This is a genomic window from Secundilactobacillus silagincola, assembly GCF_002583405.1.
Classification (GTDB): domain Bacteria; phylum Bacillota; class Bacilli; order Lactobacillales; family Lactobacillaceae; genus Secundilactobacillus; species Secundilactobacillus silagincola.
The window spans coordinates 13,719-32,479 of record NZ_BCMJ01000014.1 but is presented as its reverse complement, the minus strand read 5'-3'; the positions used below and the strand labels follow the sequence as shown (position 1 = coordinate 32,479).

The 18,761-nt window shown below is 40.1% G+C and carries 23 protein-coding genes and 1 pseudogene; 2 read left to right on the top strand and 22 right to left on the bottom strand.

The features are described 5' to 3' along the window. Positions 1-4 precede the first annotated feature (4 nt). The 16 genes from CES82_RS11355 to mobQ all read right to left on the bottom strand — a co-directional run bounded on the left by CES82_RS11355 (position 5) and on the right by mobQ (position 13,741). Positions 5-415: a hypothetical protein gene (locus CES82_RS11355; RefSeq protein WP_098826348.1), complete on the bottom strand. Its 411-nt coding sequence runs from the start codon at positions 413-415 to the stop codon at positions 5-7. 17 nt (positions 416-432) lie between these two features. Next, positions 433-1,290: a conjugal transfer protein TrbL family protein gene (locus tag CES82_RS11350; RefSeq protein WP_098826347.1), complete on the bottom strand. Its 858-nt coding sequence runs from the start codon at positions 1,288-1,290 to the stop codon at positions 433-435. A gap of 5 nt (positions 1,291-1,295) precedes the next feature. After that, positions 1,296-1,670 carry a hypothetical protein gene (locus CES82_RS11345; protein ID WP_098826345.1) on the bottom strand — a complete coding sequence of 125 codons (375 nt, stop codon included), beginning with the start codon at positions 1,668-1,670 and terminating at the stop codon, positions 1,296-1,298. Between the two features lie 14 nt (positions 1,671-1,684). Continuing rightward, positions 1,685-3,238, bottom strand: a complete 1,554-nt coding sequence (locus CES82_RS11340) for a VirD4-like conjugal transfer protein, CD1115 family (protein WP_098826343.1) — start codon at positions 3,236-3,238, stop codon at positions 1,685-1,687. A gap of 1 nt (position 3,239) precedes the next feature. After that, positions 3,240-3,710 carry a conjugal transfer protein gene (locus CES82_RS11335; protein ID WP_085764800.1) on the bottom strand — a complete coding sequence of 157 codons (471 nt, stop codon included), beginning with the start codon at positions 3,708-3,710 and terminating at the stop codon, positions 3,240-3,242. Positions 3,711-3,712: 2 nt separating this feature from the next. Then, positions 3,713-4,081: a thioredoxin domain-containing protein gene (locus tag CES82_RS11330; protein ID WP_098826341.1), complete on the bottom strand. Its 369-nt coding sequence runs from the start codon at positions 4,079-4,081 to the stop codon at positions 3,713-3,715. After that, positions 4,068-4,685, bottom strand: coding sequence for a SadB/YajI family lipoprotein (locus CES82_RS11325; protein WP_098826339.1), 618 nt, complete (start codon positions 4,683-4,685; stop codon positions 4,068-4,070). The genes CES82_RS11330 and CES82_RS11325 overlap by 14 nt, the downstream gene beginning before the upstream one ends. A gap of 14 nt (positions 4,686-4,699) precedes the next feature. After that, positions 4,700-5,854: a phage tail tip lysozyme gene (locus tag CES82_RS11320; RefSeq protein ID WP_098826338.1), complete on the bottom strand. Its 1,155-nt coding sequence runs from the start codon at positions 5,852-5,854 to the stop codon at positions 4,700-4,702. Beyond that, entirely contained in the window at positions 5,855-7,273 is a 1,419-nt protein-coding gene (locus CES82_RS11315) for a conjugal transfer protein (protein ID WP_098826336.1), read from the bottom strand. It lies immediately after the preceding gene. Continuing rightward, positions 7,266-9,281 carry a VirB4 family type IV secretion system protein gene (locus tag CES82_RS11310; RefSeq protein ID WP_098826334.1) on the bottom strand — a complete coding sequence of 672 codons (2,016 nt, stop codon included), beginning with the start codon at positions 9,279-9,281 and terminating at the stop codon, positions 7,266-7,268. Before CES82_RS11310 ends, CES82_RS11315 begins: the two co-directional genes overlap by 8 nt. An 11-nt stretch (positions 9,282-9,292) precedes the next feature. Next, positions 9,293-9,952, bottom strand: a complete 660-nt coding sequence (gene trsD / locus CES82_RS11305) for a TrsD/TraD family conjugative transfer protein (protein ID WP_003625639.1) — start codon at positions 9,950-9,952, stop codon at positions 9,293-9,295. Next, on the bottom strand, positions 9,921-10,283 hold the full coding sequence (locus CES82_RS11300; protein ID WP_014216295.1) for a hypothetical protein: 363 nt from the start codon (positions 10,281-10,283) through the stop codon (positions 9,921-9,923). Before CES82_RS11300 ends, trsD begins: the two co-directional genes overlap by 32 nt. 20 nt (positions 10,284-10,303) lie before the next feature. Next, entirely contained in the window at positions 10,304-10,639 is a 336-nt protein-coding gene (locus tag CES82_RS11295; RefSeq protein ID WP_024855764.1) for a CagC family type IV secretion system protein, read from the bottom strand. Between the two features lies 1 nt (position 10,640). Next, a complete protein-coding gene (locus CES82_RS11290; protein WP_098826332.1) occupies positions 10,641-11,255 on the bottom strand; it encodes a hypothetical protein in 615 nt (204 codons plus the stop codon). Between the two features lie 13 nt (positions 11,256-11,268). Beyond that, positions 11,269-11,598: a hypothetical protein gene (locus CES82_RS11285; RefSeq protein WP_014216292.1), complete on the bottom strand. Its 330-nt coding sequence runs from the start codon at positions 11,596-11,598 to the stop codon at positions 11,269-11,271. An 82-nt stretch (positions 11,599-11,680) separates the two neighbouring features. Beyond that, entirely contained in the window at positions 11,681-13,741 is a 2,061-nt protein-coding gene (gene mobQ / locus CES82_RS11280; protein ID WP_098826330.1) for a MobQ family relaxase, read from the bottom strand. Positions 13,742-13,992: 251 nt separating this feature from the next. Between mobQ and CES82_RS11275 the strand changes: the two genes are divergently transcribed. Further along, positions 13,993-14,220, top strand: a complete 228-nt coding sequence (locus tag CES82_RS11275; protein WP_003555660.1) for a hypothetical protein — start codon at positions 13,993-13,995, stop codon at positions 14,218-14,220. Between the two features lie 22 nt (positions 14,221-14,242). Further along, positions 14,243-14,521, top strand: coding sequence for a hypothetical protein (locus CES82_RS11270; protein ID WP_098826327.1), 279 nt, complete (start codon positions 14,243-14,245; stop codon positions 14,519-14,521). Here CES82_RS11270 and CES82_RS11265 read toward each other — a convergent pair. From CES82_RS11265 to CES82_RS11240, 6 genes and pseudogenes are all read right to left on the bottom strand, one after another. Continuing rightward, a pseudogene (locus CES82_RS11265) lies at positions 14,511-15,191 on the bottom strand (ATPase). The gene CES82_RS11270 and the pseudogene CES82_RS11265 overlap by 11 nt on opposite strands. Further along, positions 15,188-15,373: a hypothetical protein gene (locus tag CES82_RS11260; protein ID WP_010620892.1), complete on the bottom strand. Its 186-nt coding sequence runs from the start codon at positions 15,371-15,373 to the stop codon at positions 15,188-15,190. The pseudogene CES82_RS11265 and the gene CES82_RS11260 overlap by 4 nt, the downstream one beginning before the upstream one ends. 46 nt (positions 15,374-15,419) lie before the next feature. Then, positions 15,420-15,701, bottom strand: coding sequence for a type II toxin-antitoxin system RelB/DinJ family antitoxin (locus tag CES82_RS11255; RefSeq protein WP_010014831.1), 282 nt, complete (start codon positions 15,699-15,701; stop codon positions 15,420-15,422). Positions 15,702-15,930: 229 nt separating this feature from the next. Continuing rightward, entirely contained in the window at positions 15,931-17,010 is a 1,080-nt protein-coding gene (locus tag CES82_RS11250; protein ID WP_010014830.1) for a replication initiator protein A, read from the bottom strand. 606 nt (positions 17,011-17,616) lie between these two features. Continuing rightward, positions 17,617-17,865, bottom strand: a complete 249-nt coding sequence (locus CES82_RS11245; protein WP_002825834.1) for a ribbon-helix-helix domain-containing protein — start codon at positions 17,863-17,865, stop codon at positions 17,617-17,619. A gap of 13 nt (positions 17,866-17,878) precedes the next feature. Continuing rightward, on the bottom strand, positions 17,879-18,685 hold the full coding sequence (locus CES82_RS11240) for a ParA family protein (protein ID WP_013729125.1): 807 nt from the start codon (positions 18,683-18,685) through the stop codon (positions 17,879-17,881). Positions 18,686-18,761 lie beyond the last annotated feature (76 nt).

The following is an 18,761-nucleotide window of genomic DNA, read 5'->3' as shown; positions in this document are numbered from 1 at the left end:
TCGTTCACTCCTTATGATTCAGCTTTTGTTCTAATTCTGTTTTGCCTTGTTCAGCCGACTTTAACCATTCTTGCCGGCGTAATGCTTGTTGTTGCTCTATCGATTGTTGCTTCAAATAATGTTGATACCGGTTGATGGCTTTGAGATTTGCATAGGCTGACCAACGGAATAATAAGCCACCCAGCAGTAAAACTAAGGCCATTAGCGCAGTTCCTAAAAAATCGGTATGGTTCGCCGTGAAAAGCTCTTGGTATAAATCCATTAACATGAGGTAAATTCCCATTATATAGAAGACCATGCTAACTAAGTTATCAAAATAGTAAGACAACTTAGTCCGCCGTGAAGGTGTTGTAAAAGGGTCGGTTCGCATACCTTTTTTGGCTTTTTCCAATAGCCAGTGTGCGATTTTCTTCATAACTTATTTCTCCCCCCCTAATGGCTACGGAAATAATTTTGAAACATTCTCATAGCCCCCATACCAGCACTCTTAGTCACACCGGTTGAAGCCCAAAAATCTTTAACGGCGTCAGGTGTTTTGACCACCAGAAAGCCGAATCCGATTGAAGCAATAAAAGCGATAAACCCGTATTTAGCCATATTAGTGAAACACCATACTGATAATGACATACAAAGCACCTGGCTAATAATGGAGGCGTTGTAATAAATGTACTTCTTCCACCACGTACCACTGTAATCAAAGCTTTCGGTCGCCATGCTCATTGCAGCTAAAGGAATTGTCAGGTTATACCAAGCCATATCAGCCACAAACACACACATCTTGATAAAGAACACGACGGTTACGACAGTGAAGATTAGCAGAAACAAAATCTGTAAGGGTAGCGAAATGCCAACATCTTTTAGCCCAGGAACTTTATTCATGCCGGTAATTGATTTAGCAGTGAATTTCTGATCAGAGCTAAACATATACTTTAGCAGGGGTAAGGTAATTGAACCTTGAATAAATCCCTGTAAAAACACGAAAACCGGAATCACGGCCGCTGATTTAATCCCGTCCATGATGATATTAGCCCAAGTCACATCGGTACTTTCGTCCGCCTCTTTTATAATTGTCATCACAATACGCCCAAGGACAACCACAACGACTAACGATGTCGCAAAGGACAGGAAGATGGCATACCACGTTTTAACAATCGGCAAGCTTTGATTGGCTTGGTCAATGATGGCCTTGCAGATGTTGAATAAACCATCTAACAAACCAGACAGTAGCCATTCAAAAAATTTAGCAATCGCTCCCTGAACCAATCCTGAAATGTCACCTAAAACAAACATCTCTATCACTTCCTTTTTTGCAATTCAAAACTCCCTAATCCGTTATCTGCTTTAGCAGACTTATTAATTGCTTTAGCCTTATAACCATCGCTAATTTGAGTTAATTCAAACTTTTGATTTTTCTCATCATCAGTATTTACTTTTAAATATTCTTTACCGGAAGTATTGCTGACTGAATAAGTGGCATTTACATTCATCAAAGGGCTTTCAATAATCATTGTTTTTTTATTGAATTGGGTTTTGTAGCTTTGACCTTTTTGGTTGAGATACCATTTGTTACTTTGCAAATCTTGTGCTGTAGACTTCCCACAAGCGGTTAGACCAACAGCAATCAGCAACACTGTCATCACAGCGATTATATATTTCTGATATTTTTTCATTAATATGTCCTCCATTAGCCAAGTAAGTTGTTATCGTCGTCCTCTTCTGGCTCCTCTGTTTGACTATCTTTATTTGAAACCCTCTCTAAGTCGCTGTCTAGGTTGTCCTGCTGTTGCTCCTCCTCTGTTTGAGACATCTTGTTTGCGGCTTTTTTTTGAGCAGTCTCCTTTAATTTTGCTTTCCATTTCTCTACTTTTTGATGAAAGTTGGTTTCCTGGCTGGCTTCTGGTTGTCCTTGATACTCATTCTGTGACAAGTTAACCAAATGATCAGCCCCTGGAAATAGTTTAAATTGGAACGCTTTTGTAGCTTTGACTGGTCGCGCATTGCTAAAGATTAATAAGCTCTGATCTTCGGGCATACGCATAATTTCATCGGGTGTCATGAGTGAACGGCTCGTATAGCTATAACTATCGCTCTTGCTGTGGCTTTCTTCCTTGCTATGACTGGTACTCTCACTACCGGTTTCCACTTTTACGGTCGATTTACCTAACAAATCACTAAAGTATTTAGCGGTCACGTCATTAGCGGCATTCAAGCAAATTTTAACGGCATGATTACCTAAGATACTTTCGGCTTTATCCTTGCCATACAAAGCTTGGAGCTGGGTTAAGGTCTGACAAATGGTCGTCACGCCAATACCGTACCCCCGACAGGTAGCTAAAAATTCTTCATATTTTGGGAATTTTCCTAAGTTGACAAATTCATCAAGGATAAAGTCGACTTGGTGGGGCAATTTAGCGTGATGATCGGCGGCTAATTTGTATAATTCATCAAACAATTGTGAGAAAAACAGATTGATGAAGCTTTCATAAGTGTTATCCATGACGGGGATAATTACATATAGAACAACTTTGGCGTTGCCAATCTCTTTTAAATCAAAATCTGAAAAGCTGGTAAAATCGGCCACTTCTTTGTCGACGAACTTCGAAATGGTCGCCAACAGGCTTTCAATAATGCTGGCTTTCATTTCCCCTTTGGCCTTTTTGAAACCTAACTCATAAGCGCGTCTCGCTGGATCAGACATGGTTAGATCAAGAAATAAGGTGTCTAACGGACTATCTGCACCCTTTTCCTCGGCTTCCACATCGTTTTCTTGTAAGACTTGCGTTACGCCCGCCAAATTTCGTTGCTTTGGTGACCGGTGGTTCATGACAAACAGGATTAGTGCCTTCAAAAGTTGCCGTTGGGTACTGAACCACACGTCTTTTTTACCTTCGGCATTTTCACTCTGGACGATCTTTGTTGCCACGGTTTCAGCTTGAATATCCCGTTGAATATAATCAAAAGGATTGTAGCGATCACTATGCGCCATGTTTGCAAAGTTGACGACATGTACTTGATAACCCTGGGCTAGTTTGATACCGGCCGTCTTTTCGTATAATTCACCTTTCGGATCGGTCACGACAATGCTGTTCTCCGTTTCGTTAAACAGGTTGGTAATGACGACTGATTGGGTCTTATATGATCCAGGTCCCCCAACCACAAAGATATTCCGATTGGGTTTGGTGCTGTTATTCTGGTAAACAATCCGTTTATCCACGATCCCTAAAATCGTCCCATTCATGTTAATCTCCCCCTTTCGCTGACTTTTCTCGATCCACTAATGATTTGAGAATTTCTGCCTTAGTACTCTTGTTAAATGCTGTGGTGAGGTCTTTGGCATTGATACTAAAGTAATGGTCACTCAATTCTTTTAAATTCCCCCAGGTCGCACTCCCGTGGGTTTCAGTGTCCGCAGTTTCCCACGCTTTGTGCTTGCTATTGCGTTTCAAAGCAAAATAAATGGTGTATAGGACCACAGCGATACTGACGATAATTAATACCGGGTTCTTTTGACCCAAATACAAGTTGTAATAGTGCCAGGGGTGTAAGACTAACTGCTTTAACACCGTTGGCATATGATCCGCAAAAGTTAGTTTATAGCGCGACAAGGCCATGACTGCTCCGGCTAAAATCTCCGCTAAATACAAGCCAATGATTAGCGTTAGTAGATACGGCCAACTAGCTTTAATCACAGCTATGCTTCTATCTTTCATTTCTAATCACCTACGATTCGTTTAATTTGCGACTGCTTGGTACCAATATACCGTTGATTGCCACTAATCAAGGTAGGCACCGCCGTTAGCTGATATTTTTGAATGTAATGCCGATTCTTCGGTTGATTCATATTAATCAAAATGATGTTGTGACTGATGACGTTATGCCAATAAATCTGGTGAAAAATAGCTTGGCAATCCGGGCAATCATCACGGTAAAAGAACAGAACTTTATCAGAATGCTTAGCCAGCGTCACAACTGTTTTCTCTTTCTCAACATGGTTCACATAGCTATGACCTGCAAAGCCTAATACTGCAAATATCACCACGATCACCGCTAGGGCTTTGCTTACTTTTTTAATCAAGGTCACTCGCTTTAAAACTGTTCCCAAGATTCTGTACATCAGTGATTCGATCCGTGGTGGTATCGAAAGTCACTTGATAAAGTACCGTCGCCTTTTGCCAGTCGTTGTCGCCACTCTTACTTTCGTAACTGACAACGGCCAAGCCTTTCATATTTTGCCCCTGCTTACTTTGCGTATACAGGTTCAGTTGATTTAACTTAGCTGAAACACTATTGCTATCACCATACGTGCCCTTATTTGAAAAGTATTGCTGATATAGCTTGTCGGAAATCAAGTCTTTAACGCCATCTTTACGCTGGCCGTAGGTCTTGGGCTTAAAGTTGTTCATGACCTTAAAGAACTTGGTGACTACCGTATTAAAGCTAAGTTCAGCCTGACTTTTGTCTTTATTATTTTGGTAGGTCTTATAGCTGTCAATTTGGGTGCTCAATAACTGCTTTTGTTGGTTGGCTTTAGTCAATTGCTGGTTAACTTGGCGCTTCTGTTTTTGTAAACGACTGATCTGCTGTTGTGCCTGTTTAACTTGGCTATGTTGATAGGCATTCGCCCCTAATGACATGATTAAGATCAAACTACCAAGCGCAATACTTAATACCACGCTACGCTTCATTTGTTGGTTCCTCCTTACTTCTTGATTGGCCGGGCTAACGTTACATCGCTACCACTTAGTAAGCTATAAAAGGCGGTGCCAAAGGTGCTTTCGTTAACCTTGTCGCCTACGCCACCTTGTTCAATGATCTTAGTGGCTTTACCTTGCCATTTGCCTAGCAGAATGGCAGTATGCCCGTTGTTTCCGGCTCCCGCACCTTGATTGACGATGACAATATCGCCGGCTTTCGCGTCATTTTCGCTGATCTGTTTCAGATATTGATGGCTGCCTTTGGCGTCACTGGCCATCGTGCCGGTAAACCAGCCCATGTTGACCGGTACCTTGTAACCAGCTTTATTAAGCGCTAACCAGACAAAGCCTGAACAATCTGTCCCACCGGTTTTGTTAGGATTCTTTAAATCGCTACCTAAATCGGGGCTAGGGTGAGTTTGAACATAATAGAAGTCGCCCTTCATACTTTCCGCGTTTTTAACAATGCTGCCACCGGAATAGCTCGGGTCACTATCACAACCTAGTTCGGTCAGATTGCCGGAACTTGCATTATCTAACGTATTACCGGCCACGGGATCACTTGCACCCAACACGGAATACCAATGATCGGCATAACCGTATCTTTGGCTTAAATACCATTGTTCCGGGTTCTTACTCATACCCTCGTAATCCATTAACCAGGATTTGGTCGCTTTATGCACGTCCGTATATTTAAAAATCTGCTTGTTTGACGCATAGTAACTACTGTTCAATTCTTGGTCGAGATAATCCAACTGCACCCCGAGATTGGTCGCTGGTTTATTTTCTTTATGGGCTAAATCTTCCAGTTTATCTTTTCGACCACCTAACCACTGGGCTAAGCCCGTGGCCCCGGAACTGGAATTAACGGACTTGGGATCAAGGCGACTTTCTAGTTGTAAGACCCCCAAGATACCGGCGGCCGCTTGTGGGGTGGCACCATACTTTTGTTTCCAGTGTGCATAAATATTTTTGGCATTTTCCGTCATGCTCTTACTATCTAATTGCGTTTCTGTGGTCGTCGAATTATCACAACTGTTTTCTTGCAATTGACCAGTAAGCGCGGCGATTAGCAAGATGATTAGCAGAAGGGCGCCACCCACAATATAAGCAATCAACTTCCACTTCTTTTTCTTATATTCAAATGACAATACCTGCATTTAATCACCCGCTTTGTGCTTGGCCTGATCGACCTTTTTTTGGGCCGCTTGCTGATCGTTTTGGGCATTCTTTAAATTAGACTTAGCCGAATCCACCTTCTTGTCTTTGTCCTTATCTTTACTGCCGTCAATCTTGTTGGCGTCATCTAACTTCTTTTGGGCGTCGCTAACTTCGTTCTTAGCGGCATTGAGACTTAACAAGGCTTTTAAATACTTAGCTTTAGGACTGTTCACGCCGGCTAACTTGGTTTGGACAGTCTGGGCGTCTTGCGTATCATTATGGGCGAGGAAAGCTTGTCCCATTCTCAATAAAACATCAGCGTTCGTCGTAAAGGATAATTGGTTATTAAGCGTATTGGTATCATAATTAACAATCGCTTTTTCGAGTTTCAATTGATCTTTTTGCTTACTCGTCGCCTTAGTTGGCAACTGCCAATCAGCCACTTGACTGCTATCTTTATTGTCATAAGCTGCATTGACAACCTTATTCAATTGGCTTGGGTCAACCTTCAAGGCTTGCTGGTATTGACGATGCTTTAAAAAGACACTGACTTGCTTAGTTGAAGGATAGCCGGCCCGTTTCATATCTTTTTGCGCTTCTGACCACTTCTGATCATTTAAAGCGGTCTGAATTTGACCGCTATATTTTAATCGTGTGACCTGGGCTTGGTTCTGGTTAGCTAAGCTTTGATATTGCCGTTCGTCACTTTTATGGACTAAACCGACAGCCAAAACGGCCACAATCGCCACTCCGGCCACGCTCAACCATAAACGTTGTTTGGTTTTCTGTTGGGCCGTTTCAACTGCCTGCCATTCGTGATAGCTCACAAAATCCTCAATGCCGTTAACCACTTCCGTTAACTCATTTAACGACGTAGCTTTAGCCACTTGTTGTAAATAGTCATCTGGGTGTTTGGCTAAGGCTTCTTGGGGATTGCTTAGTAGCCGTTCATAGGGCGTCCCCGTCAAGCAAAACAGAATCAGTGCTTTGTATTTGGCTAAATTGCTATGCTTGTCATCATAAGGCATGAGTTCATTGGCCCGGTAGGCGTACCAAACATGTTGCATTGGGTAATACCACAGGTTGGCTGGGTTCAACGCAATGTGATACTGGCTATCAGCAACCACCTTTTGCGCCATAATTTCCTTGGCAATCGCTGACCGGATTGCCTTATTTTCATGTGGCAAGTCCTTTAATGATCTGACTTTATCCGGCAAGGTATAAGTTAAAACAACCTTCTGGTCTTGCTCAACCACGTTAACCAACTGTAAGAAATTGGAATCAGCTTGCTTTAATTCGTTTAGCTCACTCAACTGGTCATATCGAAACTGATTGTGATTGAGTTCGAGAATTAATTTGTTCCCCTGTCGCTTGAACGTGCCAACCTCGATATTTAATAGCTGATTTGATTTACTCATTTAAAGTCCCTCCTTCCTCCTCGGTGGTGGTCAAGGCGTCAATCTCACTAGGTGTTAAGACCACGCGCTTTTGATAATCCGGTTGTCCGGCTGTCTTACGGTTGTATTTTTCTTGGTAAGCTTCTGGGTCGATTAGTCGTAGTTCTTCTTCGGTCAATTCGACGCGCATAAAGGCACGCTGGCTACCATAGATCATCAGGGCTTCGCCTTGTCTACGACGTTCTAGTAGCTTCTTTTCTTTATCCGAGAACGTCATACGCAATTTGGTAATCACATCATCAACGCCTTTACCGTCAAGACCAAAGAACACTTTGGTATAGGAGTTCCCAATAATTGCTTCCCCAATGTTCTGCCCGGTATCTGTCGTGCCTTCGATCACATCTTGAATTTGCTGTGTTCCGGCAATCGCTCCGGCATTGTACTTTCTAAACCGCTTGTATGCTTGGTGGAAAAAGGTAGCAGCCGCTTTGTGCAAAGTCAAAAAGTGAAATTCATCGACAAACAATTTCTTGCGGCTATGCCGATCTTTGGTGATTTCGTCCCACAAATACTGGAAGGTATTCAAATAAGCCGCTGATTGGACTTCCTGTTCACTTTGTAGGGGTTTTAGATCAAAAGAAATGATCTTTCCCTTTAGGTTGACGTTGGTGTGCCCGTCAAATAGGCTGTTAGAACCATGGGTATAACTACCTAAGATGTAGTAGAAGTCTTTAACCCGATTGAATTTGTCGGCGTCCTTATCTGCCAGTTTTTCCAACTCGTCATAAACATTGGATAAGGTCGGCCACTGATCGTCTTTAATCTCTTTTAAGCGGCTATATTTCAAAACGCCACTGTTGACGTAAGCTTGTTTAACGACATCATCAAGGATTGCCAGTTCAACTTGGGTAATCCCGGTTTTAAGGACTTCAAAGAAACCTTTCAGACGTTGAATTTTATCTTTTACCAATTCATCAAGATTTGTCACGGCTTCATCAGCACTCAAAATTTCCTCGGAAAAGATTTGCATTGGATTAATTTTGTACTTAGCATTAGAAGTTAGGTGCAGGACTGCCCCACCTAGGGATTCGACAATTTTGGTATATTCATTTTCTGGATCAATGATATAAATTTGATAGTCTTGAATGGCATATCTTAAAATCTTCTGGATCATGTAGGTTGTTTTACCCACACCGGAAGTACCAATAACAACCATATTCTGGTTCAAGGTCTTGTTACGATCCAACATATCAACTGCAATTAAACTATTTGTGTCCTTGTTGACACCCTCAATATCACTTCTTGGTTTCAGGTCTAGAATTTCTGCGTCGTCAAATGGAAACATTGAGCTAGCAACCTCGGTATTGCTCTCCTTATACGTATAATCACTCATTAAGTTTTCATTAATCGGCATTGTTGACCAAAAAGCTTGGAAAGTTGCTTTAACTGGTACTAAAGGTTTCATTTGCAACTTAATCAACGTATTCTTAACGTTTTCGGTTAAGTCGTCTAGTTCTGCTAAACTATTTGCCCGTAAATAAACTAGCATGTGTTGGTAGACAAATGTGGTAGAATTATCTAGGTATTTATCTAGTTGCATGTTGGCTGAATCAATATAGTTTTGCAGAATTTTCTTTTTATACGGGTCGAACGTATTTAACTTCTGCGCTTCCTTATTTTGAATCGTCTTCTTGTAATAGGTAATCATTGAATTGTTACTGGCGCTGTCGATATATTGCACAATATCGATAACGCCTTTTTTGCGCTTCAATTCTGACAACCAGTTGCCGTAAACCCGCTTGGGATAGTCAGCGATCGCTAACACCCGAATAAAATTCTCGCCCGACTGGACGTAGGTGGGGTACTGTTCCCAGCTAAACGGGAATAGTGAATGCAAGCTATCGCGATCAATCAGCTTTGTAAAGTCTTCAACCTCCGGTTTTTGTTTATTAACCGCTGGTTCACTATTTTGCTGACTTTCTTTCTTGGTTGGCATGAACAAATCAATGACTTTATCACCAAAATTCATTTTGTTTCCCCCTATCCATTAAAATTGATCAAGTTCTTTAAAATCTCTTGGACTTCTTGACTAGTCAACACTTTGGCCGTCACATCAAAATCCGTTAACGCATTTTCAATGTCTCGTTTAACCTGTTCGATCTTTTCGTCTAAATGAGTGACCGCTAGGTTTAAGCTCTTAACACTTTTGTCTTTAATTGGCACCTTAACGATTAGCAGATGTTGCTTAGTTGTCATGTTTTTGGATTCCTGGACTTTAGTAAAGTGATCCAAATAACTGGCTATGAGCTGGATTTTGAACTGTTGCTCGGGGTGATCTTTTTGTAAAGCGAGATACCGCCGTTTGAGACCATTGAGATAAGCTGTCATATTGACGGGAATTGTCGGCTCTAAGAACTGTAAGGTGTCATCAACCCCTTCACCTAACGTACTCATGAGAAAGGCGCCATAGTCCTCAAAGACGTCTTGCTGTTCGGTTTCATTAAGTAGATCCAGGTTGATCCCACTAACTTCCAAAATACCAACGAGATTACCCGTTTTGGTAACTTCGTAATTACCATACATACCCACCACCAAGCTCATGTCATCAATGGTTTCTTTGCCACCATTGATTTTGGGCGGTTGGTAATCCCAATCTAGCCTGGCTGATTTATTGGCGGTTTTGTTCTTCTTCAAACGCATTTAGTTCACCTCGCTTCTTCGGTTTTAAATAAAACAGTTTCTGACCATTGGCATAGCGGCGTTTCAGCTTAAAGTTATCCCGCACTTTAATATTCTTCCGCGCCGCAACTGGCCGAATTGTTAAAATAGCCATGACAATCGTCATGGCTAAGACAACAATCACTATTTTTATCAGGACTAAGATCAGACCATAGGGTGGGATTGCAATAAAAATTAAGCCCACTAGTCCTGCCAGCGCCGCATAGCCAAAATCCTTCAAGGTGTAGTCTTTCCAGATCCCGTAATCTTTATCTACGTTCTCTGGGAAGATAAATTCTTTTCCTTTCTTCATTTGGCAGGCTCCTTTTTAAATTAAGTGAATAGGCTGTAAACCCAAGGTAATAGCCAGATAATGGCTGCCGCTAAGGCCACTAAACCAGCCACCCGGCCAACCGCGTGATAAACTTCTGATTTCTCTCGCGGATCGTCTGCGTCAGGCATTCTTTTGATAATAATAAATAGCGCGACACAAATCCCAACTAAAACGACCAAGCCAGTTAAAATACCTTGAATCGTCTTACCAGCGCTGGTTAGCTTGCTTTTAACTTCGCCACCGTCCGCCGCCAAAACAACCTGGGCGTTCATCAAGCCCAAATAAATCGCAGTAGCTCCAGTAGTTGCTAACGCTTTTACTTTGCTGAACTTCATGTTATTCCTCCTTCCTATCGTCTTCTGATGTTCGTAATTGAATTTGTTCTGCCTGCGTTTCTTCTGGCTCACGCTGATAGAACTTGTTCATTTGTTCCTCGGCAATTTGCTGGCTTGGTAATGGATCGGTGGCTAAGTTGACGCGGCCGTTTTCACTCGTGGCTAAGTAATACTCTTTTTCTGACTGGCCTAATTCTTGGGTCTCTAAGACATGCAAATTATGTTCGTAACGGTCTAAGGCGTTATCAACTTCTAAGCCATAGAAACCTAAGAAGCCTTCCAGGAAACTCTCACCAAAAAAGGTCATTTCATTTTTAATTTGCTTATATTGATGAGTTGGCTTATCACTAACTAGCTTTTCAGTTTTTTTGGCGTTCTTGCTGTCTTGATGACGATTAAACCAACTACTGATTTTTAATGGGTCGGTCTTAATCTGACGCTTAACGGTATTTTTGATTAATGCTTTCCGTACCTCGTCAATTGGTTTACCTTCCTGTTTCAATCGGTCTTGTAACTTGTCTTGATCCGCCAATTCTTGTTCGTCTTTAACCACGATAGCTTTCTGGCCATTATGAATTAGCTTGCCATTAATGCCCTGCCAGCTTTCTACTTTCATTGGATCACCTCCTTTAAATCAATCGGGATAATTGTTCTCTGGACGTTCCCCTATCCCGCCCTGTAAAATGGATTATTAGGAGGGTGACACCTAGAAGGCGTATTTCTAGGTGCTGATCCCCGTTAGCAACTCTACTGCTGACGAGGACGCCCTCTTTTTTTATATGCTTCTTAATCCACTCTATCCCTTCATCAGATATTAACTTGCTTTTCCCAGAACCAAGCATTAATTCTTCCGGAAACTCTTCTCTATGTCTGCTCAACCAAGCACTAACATAGTTGCGCCCATGTCCTAATTCACGACTTGCTTGTGCTAAACTATGCCATTTTTGTTTGTTTGCCACATGCGGATTCTCCTTTCTTTATTTTAGCTTTAGTTTAGCACATAAATAGGTGCATTGATACCATTTAATTATTACATTTATCTTACAAGTGCATACCCCCATCTTCATGCCGGTTCCGGGTTTGGTGTTGCCGCTGCTTTTTCGTCATTTCCCACTCGGTTTCTTTCAGTCCACGTTCTTGCTTTTGCCGTTGGTAATCTTCATCACGAGCATATAGAACAGTCATGATCGCATCACTAAAGGCCGTCTTTAAGTAATAGTCTGGACTAACTGGCTTATAATTTAGCGGTTGATAATGCCCCATATTTGCTTTTCTGTACTGGTCGTCCTTGGCTTGTTGCCCTTTTAACTGCTTTTGGATTTTCTCGATCTGACTGTTCTTAATCGTCGGATCGGCTTTGCATTCGCCAAAAAAGAGTTGTTTAGTGCCATCATGCTTTAAAACCCGTTGTAAGTGATGATTTTCTAACTGATCTAAGCTAAGCTGTCCCGATAAATAAGCTAGTCCTTGTTGATGTTCTTGGGGACTGAACACCTGTGGTGGATTTGCTTGCCACTGTTCAATTGTTTCAGCCTGACATGGCTTTAAAGCAGGATCATAGTACATCACGGCTGTATAGGCTTGTTCCTGTTTAGTCATTGGTAATTCATCTAAATCGCCTTTGGGAAAGGCCCTTTTCAATACTTCATGGTATTGCGTTTTAATGACTTGCTTAACGGCCATGATTGTTCGCAATTCTTTGACTGCGCGAGTAATCTTTTGCTGCTCGGTTGGTGAATACTTTTCTAGTAGACCTTGATCAACGTGTTCTAGACTTTCTAAGCTATCATCATGAATCATCAGCGTATATTTAAGCTCGATTTTGACTTCCTTTTCTTGTTGCATTAATAACTTAAAACCAACGTATGGCCGCTTAGTAAAGGTCAATAGTTGTTGGGTCAACAAATCATCACGAATGTTCATTAAACGTTCGTTTAATTCACTACCCTTGAAAACTGTTTGTTCGCTATCGGTTTCCTTAATTAATTCCCGTCGTTCAGCCGCGGTTGTCTGTTCAAAATCAAGCTCTGGATAAAGTTTTTTAGTCGTGCGATCAACCACTTTATTTAAGAGTTCATCTGCGTTTTTGAGTGAGCTTTCTTGTTGGTTAATCGTCAATAATTGCTTAGTGACATCTTCACCAACAGCGTGCTTAATTAAGGTACTGTTTTTCCAATTAAATAGCATGCGCCGCTTATCATCTAAACTTTCCAAACTAATATAAGTTTTCAGTTCGTGGCTTAACTCTTTGACCACTTTTTTCTCGTTAAACGAGAAGTGTTTACTTAGGCTATCTAAATGACCTCTATTAATTACTTTTTCTTGGTTGTTTTTATAGCCAGCTTTGGACTTACGATAGTTCTTAACTTGTTGGTTAAATTCTTTTCTTTCATGCCGCTTACTATTGATTCCCTCATGTTGAGTTGGTGTATCATCTATTCCCTCCTCGATAAATGATTTTTCGCTGATCCGATCGGGAATATTTTTTTGCTCTAAAACTTGATTTACACTAACCGCCCAATTGTGTCGCCATTGATTGATTTTTTCTTTTTTATCCCAATCAACCAACCAAATTTTTCGGTTTCTCACATTCCCTGCAGGGGTCTTAGTTTTATTACCATGACTATCTAAAATGTATTCGGTTTTTGTTTTCTGTCCCCAAGTACCATCGGGGTTAAATGGGCGATTGGTTAACATCACATGAGCGTGCGGATTATCTGGGTGGTCGCGATGAATTGCCACGTCGGCTACCATGCCCTCATCAACAAAATTTTCTTGCACATATTTTGTCAGTAATTCTTTCTGTTCGGATTCACTTAATTCTACCGGTAAAGCCACGTTAAACTCTTTTGCATACCGTGAGTTTGATTTACGATCTTTCTTTTCAACTTCATTCCACAACTGCTCTCGATCACTCGCCCATTCAGGTGAATTTTTTGGCGTCAAAATAAAGCTTTCTGGCATGATCGATCGGGCATAAAAATAGTGGCGACCTTCCTTATCATCAAATAGCTTTTCACCACTTCGATAAGCGGCACTGGCAATCGCACTTCGTCCTTTACCAGCACTAATATTACTAAAACTCATATGAAAAATTGCCATGTCGGTCACCACCTTTCTTTGGGTTTATGGGTTTGACTTTGTTGTCGCCATCGGCGACTTCTAATACAGGTTTTAATGGGTTTATCACAACGTCATCAAAGATGACGTGTAAGTGCGCATTGACCTCATTTCACTCGGCCTGCTGATTCTCTTAACTTTAACTTAGTGTATGCCTTCCGCTTCGCTATTTCAAATTTTATACTTTGACTTAACGTTTCTTATATGATATAGTTTCGGTGATTATTTCTAATATGATTGGAGGGATCGTTATGTCTCAAAGTAACTTAGAAAAACAAGAAGCTAAATTAAAAGCCCTTAATCAAAAAATTAAGGACGAAAAAAATAAGATTGAACAACGGCTAGGTAAACAAATCATCAGTCAAGCCAATTTAGATTATGCTAATTTGTCTAACGATCAGATTAAGCTTTTAGCTAAGCAATTTTCTGAATTTTTAAAGGTAAAGTCCGTAGATCATTAGCCATACGAGATGGGGAAATTCCATGTCTAATCAATATGAAAAACTAGTCGAACAGCAAGCGCGTTTAAAACAAAAAATTGAGCGGGAAGATTTTAAATTACGGCAATCTAAATACTATGAAAATCGGCAAGCCCGCAAAGCCCGTTCTCGCCGATTAATTCAAAAAGGGGCTTTGCTCGAAAAATACTTTCAAGCTGATAACCTATCGGTCGAAGAAACCGAAGAACTTTTAAAAACATTTGATGACTATGTTAACGCCCATAAACCGGATAAATTAAAAAACGATCAACCTAATAACTAGGCCGATCGTTTTTATTTTCGGGATCATTTTTTGGTTTGACTTCTGGGTTTTGATCTGCAAAATTTTGTAACTGCTTTTGCACCTTTTCTGGATAAGTAATATTTTGGTTTATCCAAGGAAAATGCCTCAAATCGTTCTTAAAAACTTGTCCCTTCTCTCTTGCATAAACAGAGGTAAACTTTTCGCTATTATCATAGATCATGACCTTATCAGATTTAAAGGCCACTAATGGCAAATTATGTTTGGATTGCTGATAACGTTTCTTGATCGTTGCTACTGGAACACCGTGGCCACCTTTTTGTACCCGTTCGTTGACCCTTTGGATAGCTAAATTTTCATCTCGCAAAGCAACATATAATAAAGTCACTTCAAAACCATTTTTGTGAGCTTTGTCAATCAAATTGAGTTGAGCTTTGCCTCTACCTGCCAGTGTTGTTTCTACATGAATACTTTGCTAGTGATCTAAAGCATAGTGTAGTTGTTTGATTTCTTCTTTCATGGCTTTTAAGTTGTCACTATCTTTATGCCAATCGCCACCCATTTGTCTTAAAAGTTCATCAGCGTTAATCCGTTTTGTTTTGTCAAACAAGATGGGGAATGTATCGTATAGCGTACTTTTCCCTGCTCCGTTAATACCAGCAACAATAATGTATTGGGGTTTATCTATCAACGGACAAAGTCCTTTCGCTTAATAACCTCATCTTGCCTTTTATCTAAAAAGTAGGTATATAAAGCGTCATATACTTTGCGCTTTTCTGGATCTGGCTCATGTAATGACTTATCAAGTAAATCTTTTAAATCAGTTTCTTTGGCAATTTCAAAAAAGTCATTAATTGTGATTGTATCTTTCATGTTCATCACACTTCCAAGTTATTAATTTATTTAATCTGATAAGCCATTAGTCCTCATCTGGATCATTGAGCCAATCAGCGACTTCTTTAGCGTCTTTGAACTCTGTTACTGGTGTCTCTTTGGTAGCCTTTAAAAGGCTTAAATTAGCTCTTTCGGCTTCGCTCAGGGCTGGTTTAAACGGTAATGCTGCGTCAGCTACGATCCGCTTATAAAACATATTGATCGCGGTAGTTGGGTTTAGACCTAACTGGCTTAAAACGGCTTCGGTATTATCTGCCAATTCTTTGTCAATCTGGACTTGTACGCGTTTCTTTTCCTTAACTGCCATGATTTTCTCGCCCCCCCTTTTTATTACTACTCACATTATACTAATCTTTGAGTATCATCTCAATTAGCCTGCTTCTTTAAAAGTTGTGAATTTAAGTTTGCTGTCCTTTCCGCAATGGCACTTATACAACGTTCCTAAAGTGCCCGTAAGCGCATTTTAAAACTCGTTTAATATAATTATGCTCTATCTGTTTAAAACAGCTTAAATGGCCTTATATAGCTTTTTAGTTTTAAGCACGCTCATCGTTAGGGTGTTTGGCCGCATATTCTCTAGCCGCTTGTTTATTCCACCAAACGCCAAATAGGTTTTGCATGGTGCCGTACAAGTAGTTTTCCACGTTCTTGATGTGCTTCTCATTGCTTCTAAGGGCGTTAAAGTAGCGTCTCAAGGCTTTAGTCATCAAAGGCTTCAGTTCCTCATCATCAAGTGGAATTATGACGCCAATGTCCTGATGATCCTTTTCAACTCGATATTTAGCATTCAAGATGATACCAATAAACCGGCGCATTTGTTGCGGGGTACGGCACCAAAAACTAAGTAGTTGCACAGCTTCGGGTTCTAAGAAAACCGGTAAGCCACTGTCTTCATCAGTTAAGAAGTCATTAGCATGGGTCACCAAATCTCGGTTTTGGGTTTCTAGTTCTGCTGGTGAAAAATGGGCTGTGGAAAAGTCCAACTTTTGAGTATCTATATTGTATCTATTAGTATCTAAATTATTAGTATAGTCTAGATCTTGTCTCTTTTTGAGAAGTCCGCTTGTACCAAGGGATTCAGACGTATCAGAAACGGTATCATGCGGGTTTCTCTTTTTGAGAAGTCCGCTTGTACCAAGGGGTTCAACGGTATCATGCGGGTTTCTCTTTTTGAGAAGTCCGCTTGTACCAAGGGGTTCAGGCGATTTTAATGGCTCTCGCTTAATATAAACGTCTTTTGCTGTTACTTCCAAATCTGCCAAATATAATCTATTTGGTTCGTTTTTGCCTGATCTTGGATTAAACCCCATATGTTTTTGATACAAAAGGTTCGCGTCCATTAATTCGTGTTTAATCTTATTGATTTTATTATTTGACCAGTTTCGTAAATCTTTTAGTTCATTGTTTGTGTATATGAAATATACGTTGTTATTTTCGTCAACCCAATTATTGCTTAGTGAGTAACTTAGACGATCGCGTAACACCGAATAAAGTAAAATGGCACTATCGCTAAGATCCTTATATTTTTCCCCTTGGAGTAAGATCTGCGGCAAAGCGTAAAACTTTACTTCATAGGCCCTTTTAGCATTTGTAAAGTTGAAGTTTGATTGATCCATAATAAAAGCTCCCTTTCTTAACTGACACACGTCGTCTTAAAGAGAGTTGCTAAAACATCTGACTTGTTTTAAAATACAAATCTGATATGCTTTAACTGAATTACAAAGCGAACATTGGACGTGATCGGCTTTGTAAATTCACCGGCATGTGTCTATTCTGGGTTGCCCATACGGCAACTTTTTTTAATTTCTAACAACAAAAATGGACTAAATAGCATTGGTTAGCCACTTAGCCCATTGGATTCAATTTGTTTTTAACTATCCTTCACTTGTCCCATAGGACTGGTTTGCGGTATAATTAACCTACAAATTAAGAACAATGTTCAGACGATTTTAACTTGGCGGTCTAAATCGTCTGAATCTAAGTAGCTCGCTATTAGCTACTTGCTAAACCTAAAATCCCCGATTCCTCGTGAATCGGGGATTTTTCTGTTTAGCTTGATCTATTTATTCGGTTGTTAAATTAATCTTAGTCTAGCATAGCGCTTACCTACAGGCAACCGTATTTGGTTTAGTGCACTTTACTAGTTTTTACCTAATCACAAATTAATCAAGCGAACAAATTGCGTATTTACTTGTTTGATTAATTATTTATTTATTTAACTGCTAAATTGCATCTATGATTGAAGCTAAGAATTCTGAACGATTTTTAAATCCGTTTTTTCGGGCAGCCGTATCCATTTTTTTAAGTTGACTTTCAGTAATTGAGAAGGTCACAGATCGCTTACGCTCTACTTCCTTTCGGCTGATATTTTTCAAAAATGCGACTGCATCTTTCTTGTTGTCTTTCAATGTAGTTTCGTAACTTTCTCTCATTTCTTCGTCTTTTTTATGGTTGAATGAATCTAAACTCATAATCTAACTCTCCTTACTTGGTTTTATTTGCTAATTCTTGAAAAAGATGATCGGCTTGTTCTATGAACTTTTGATTTTGCTTTAAAATGGATTCATCATGATTGGCTAATTCAAATATTGAAGCGTGCCTTGCAGTAGCTTTATTAAAGAGCTCTCTTTCAGGAATTATAGTTGCGACTGTTTCATCGCCTTCTATGTGTTTTAGCAAATCGCGAGACATGCTTGTATTATGTCTAATCATATTACCGATAAAGAAAAGCTTTGCGTCAACGTAAGTTTCGCCAGTTCGATAGTCAAAAAGTGATTTTCTGAATTTTTCGAGTCGTGTTTCTAGGTCAAACTTGGCATTGTAGCCATGTTCACTGGGTGTAATGGGACTAAGCAGGTAATTACTGATAGCAATAGCGTTTTTAGTGATGGTGCTAAAATCTGGGTGCGTATCAATTAAGATATAGTCATAGTCGGTTAAGCTTAATGAATCGGAGTTGTTTTTAAACCACATGAACAACATCATTTCTTTGTTACTGTTATTTTCTAGATAACTTCCTAAAACATCTAGGTCTATAAAACCGGCTATTAAATCTAGATTCGGTCCGACACTGTCAATTTTTACTTTTTGAGCATTGTCATTTTCTTTAAACGCTTCAGCGATGGTATTGTTTCGTCGTGTTTTTTCAAAAACGGTTGTTAAATTGCACTGATGGTCTAAATCTATTAATAGAACCTTCTTACCATGTTTGGCTAACCAATCACCATAATTTAAAGTCAAGGTTGTTTTACCAACACCACCCTTGATAGCAGTAAAAGTAATAATCTTCATCTTGATGCCTCCTTCATCTAGCTTAATTATATCATTATCAAGCAAACAAATAAACAATTTATTAAATAATTAACGT

Coding starts and splice junctions, on each gene's coding strand:
- CES82_RS11355 (WP_098826348.1), bottom strand. CDS start 415: ATGAAGAAAATCGCACACTGGCTATTGGAAAAAGCCAAAAAAGGTATG.
- CES82_RS11325 (WP_098826339.1), bottom strand. CDS start 4,685: ATGAAGCGTAGCGTGGTATTAAGTATTGCGCTTGGTAGTTTGATCTTA.
- CES82_RS11250 (WP_010014830.1), bottom strand. CDS start 17,010: ATGGATCAATCAAACTTCAACTTTACAAATGCTAAAAGGGCCTATGAA.
- trsD (WP_003625639.1), bottom strand. CDS start 9,952: ATGCGTTTGAAGAAGAACAAAACCGCCAATAAATCAGCCAGGCTAGAT.
- mobQ (WP_098826330.1), bottom strand. CDS start 13,741: ATGGCAATTTTTCATATGAGTTTTAGTAATATTAGTGCTGGTAAAGGA.
- CES82_RS11310 (WP_098826334.1), bottom strand. CDS start 9,281: ATGAATTTTGGTGATAAAGTCATTGATTTGTTCATGCCAACCAAGAAA.
- CES82_RS11260 (WP_010620892.1), bottom strand. CDS start 15,373: ATGAAAGATACAATCACAATTAATGACTTTTTTGAAATTGCCAAAGAA.
- CES82_RS11290 (WP_098826332.1), bottom strand. CDS start 11,255: ATGAAAGTAGAAAGCTGGCAGGGCATTAATGGCAAGCTAATTCATAAT.
- CES82_RS11320 (WP_098826338.1), bottom strand. CDS start 5,854: ATGCAGGTATTGTCATTTGAATATAAGAAAAAGAAGTGGAAGTTGATT.
- CES82_RS11335 (WP_085764800.1), bottom strand. CDS start 3,710: ATGAAAGATAGAAGCATAGCTGTGATTAAAGCTAGTTGGCCGTATCTA.
- CES82_RS11340 (WP_098826343.1), bottom strand. CDS start 3,238: ATGAATGGGACGATTTTAGGGATCGTGGATAAACGGATTGTTTACCAG.
- CES82_RS11240 (WP_013729125.1), bottom strand. CDS start 18,685: ATGAAGATTATTACTTTTACTGCTATCAAGGGTGGTGTTGGTAAAACA.
- CES82_RS11345 (WP_098826345.1), bottom strand. CDS start 1,670: ATGAAAAAATATCAGAAATATATAATCGCTGTGATGACAGTGTTGCTG.
- CES82_RS11350 (WP_098826347.1), bottom strand. CDS start 1,290: ATGTTTGTTTTAGGTGACATTTCAGGATTGGTTCAGGGAGCGATTGCT.
- CES82_RS11270 (WP_098826327.1), top strand. CDS start 14,243: ATGTCTAATCAATATGAAAAACTAGTCGAACAGCAAGCGCGTTTAAAA.
- CES82_RS11315 (WP_098826336.1), bottom strand. CDS start 7,273: ATGAGTAAATCAAATCAGCTATTAAATATCGAGGTTGGCACGTTCAAG.
- CES82_RS11245 (WP_002825834.1), bottom strand. CDS start 17,865: ATGAGTTTAGATTCATTCAACCATAAAAAAGACGAAGAAATGAGAGAA.
- CES82_RS11295 (WP_024855764.1), bottom strand. CDS start 10,639: ATGAAGTTCAGCAAAGTAAAAGCGTTAGCAACTACTGGAGCTACTGCG.
- CES82_RS11275 (WP_003555660.1), top strand. CDS start 13,993: ATGATTGGAGGGATCGTTATGTCTCAAAGTAACTTAGAAAAACAAGAA.
- CES82_RS11255 (WP_010014831.1), bottom strand. CDS start 15,701: ATGGCAGTTAAGGAAAAGAAACGCGTACAAGTCCAGATTGACAAAGAA.
- CES82_RS11300 (WP_014216295.1), bottom strand. CDS start 10,283: ATGAAGAAAGGAAAAGAATTTATCTTCCCAGAGAACGTAGATAAAGAT.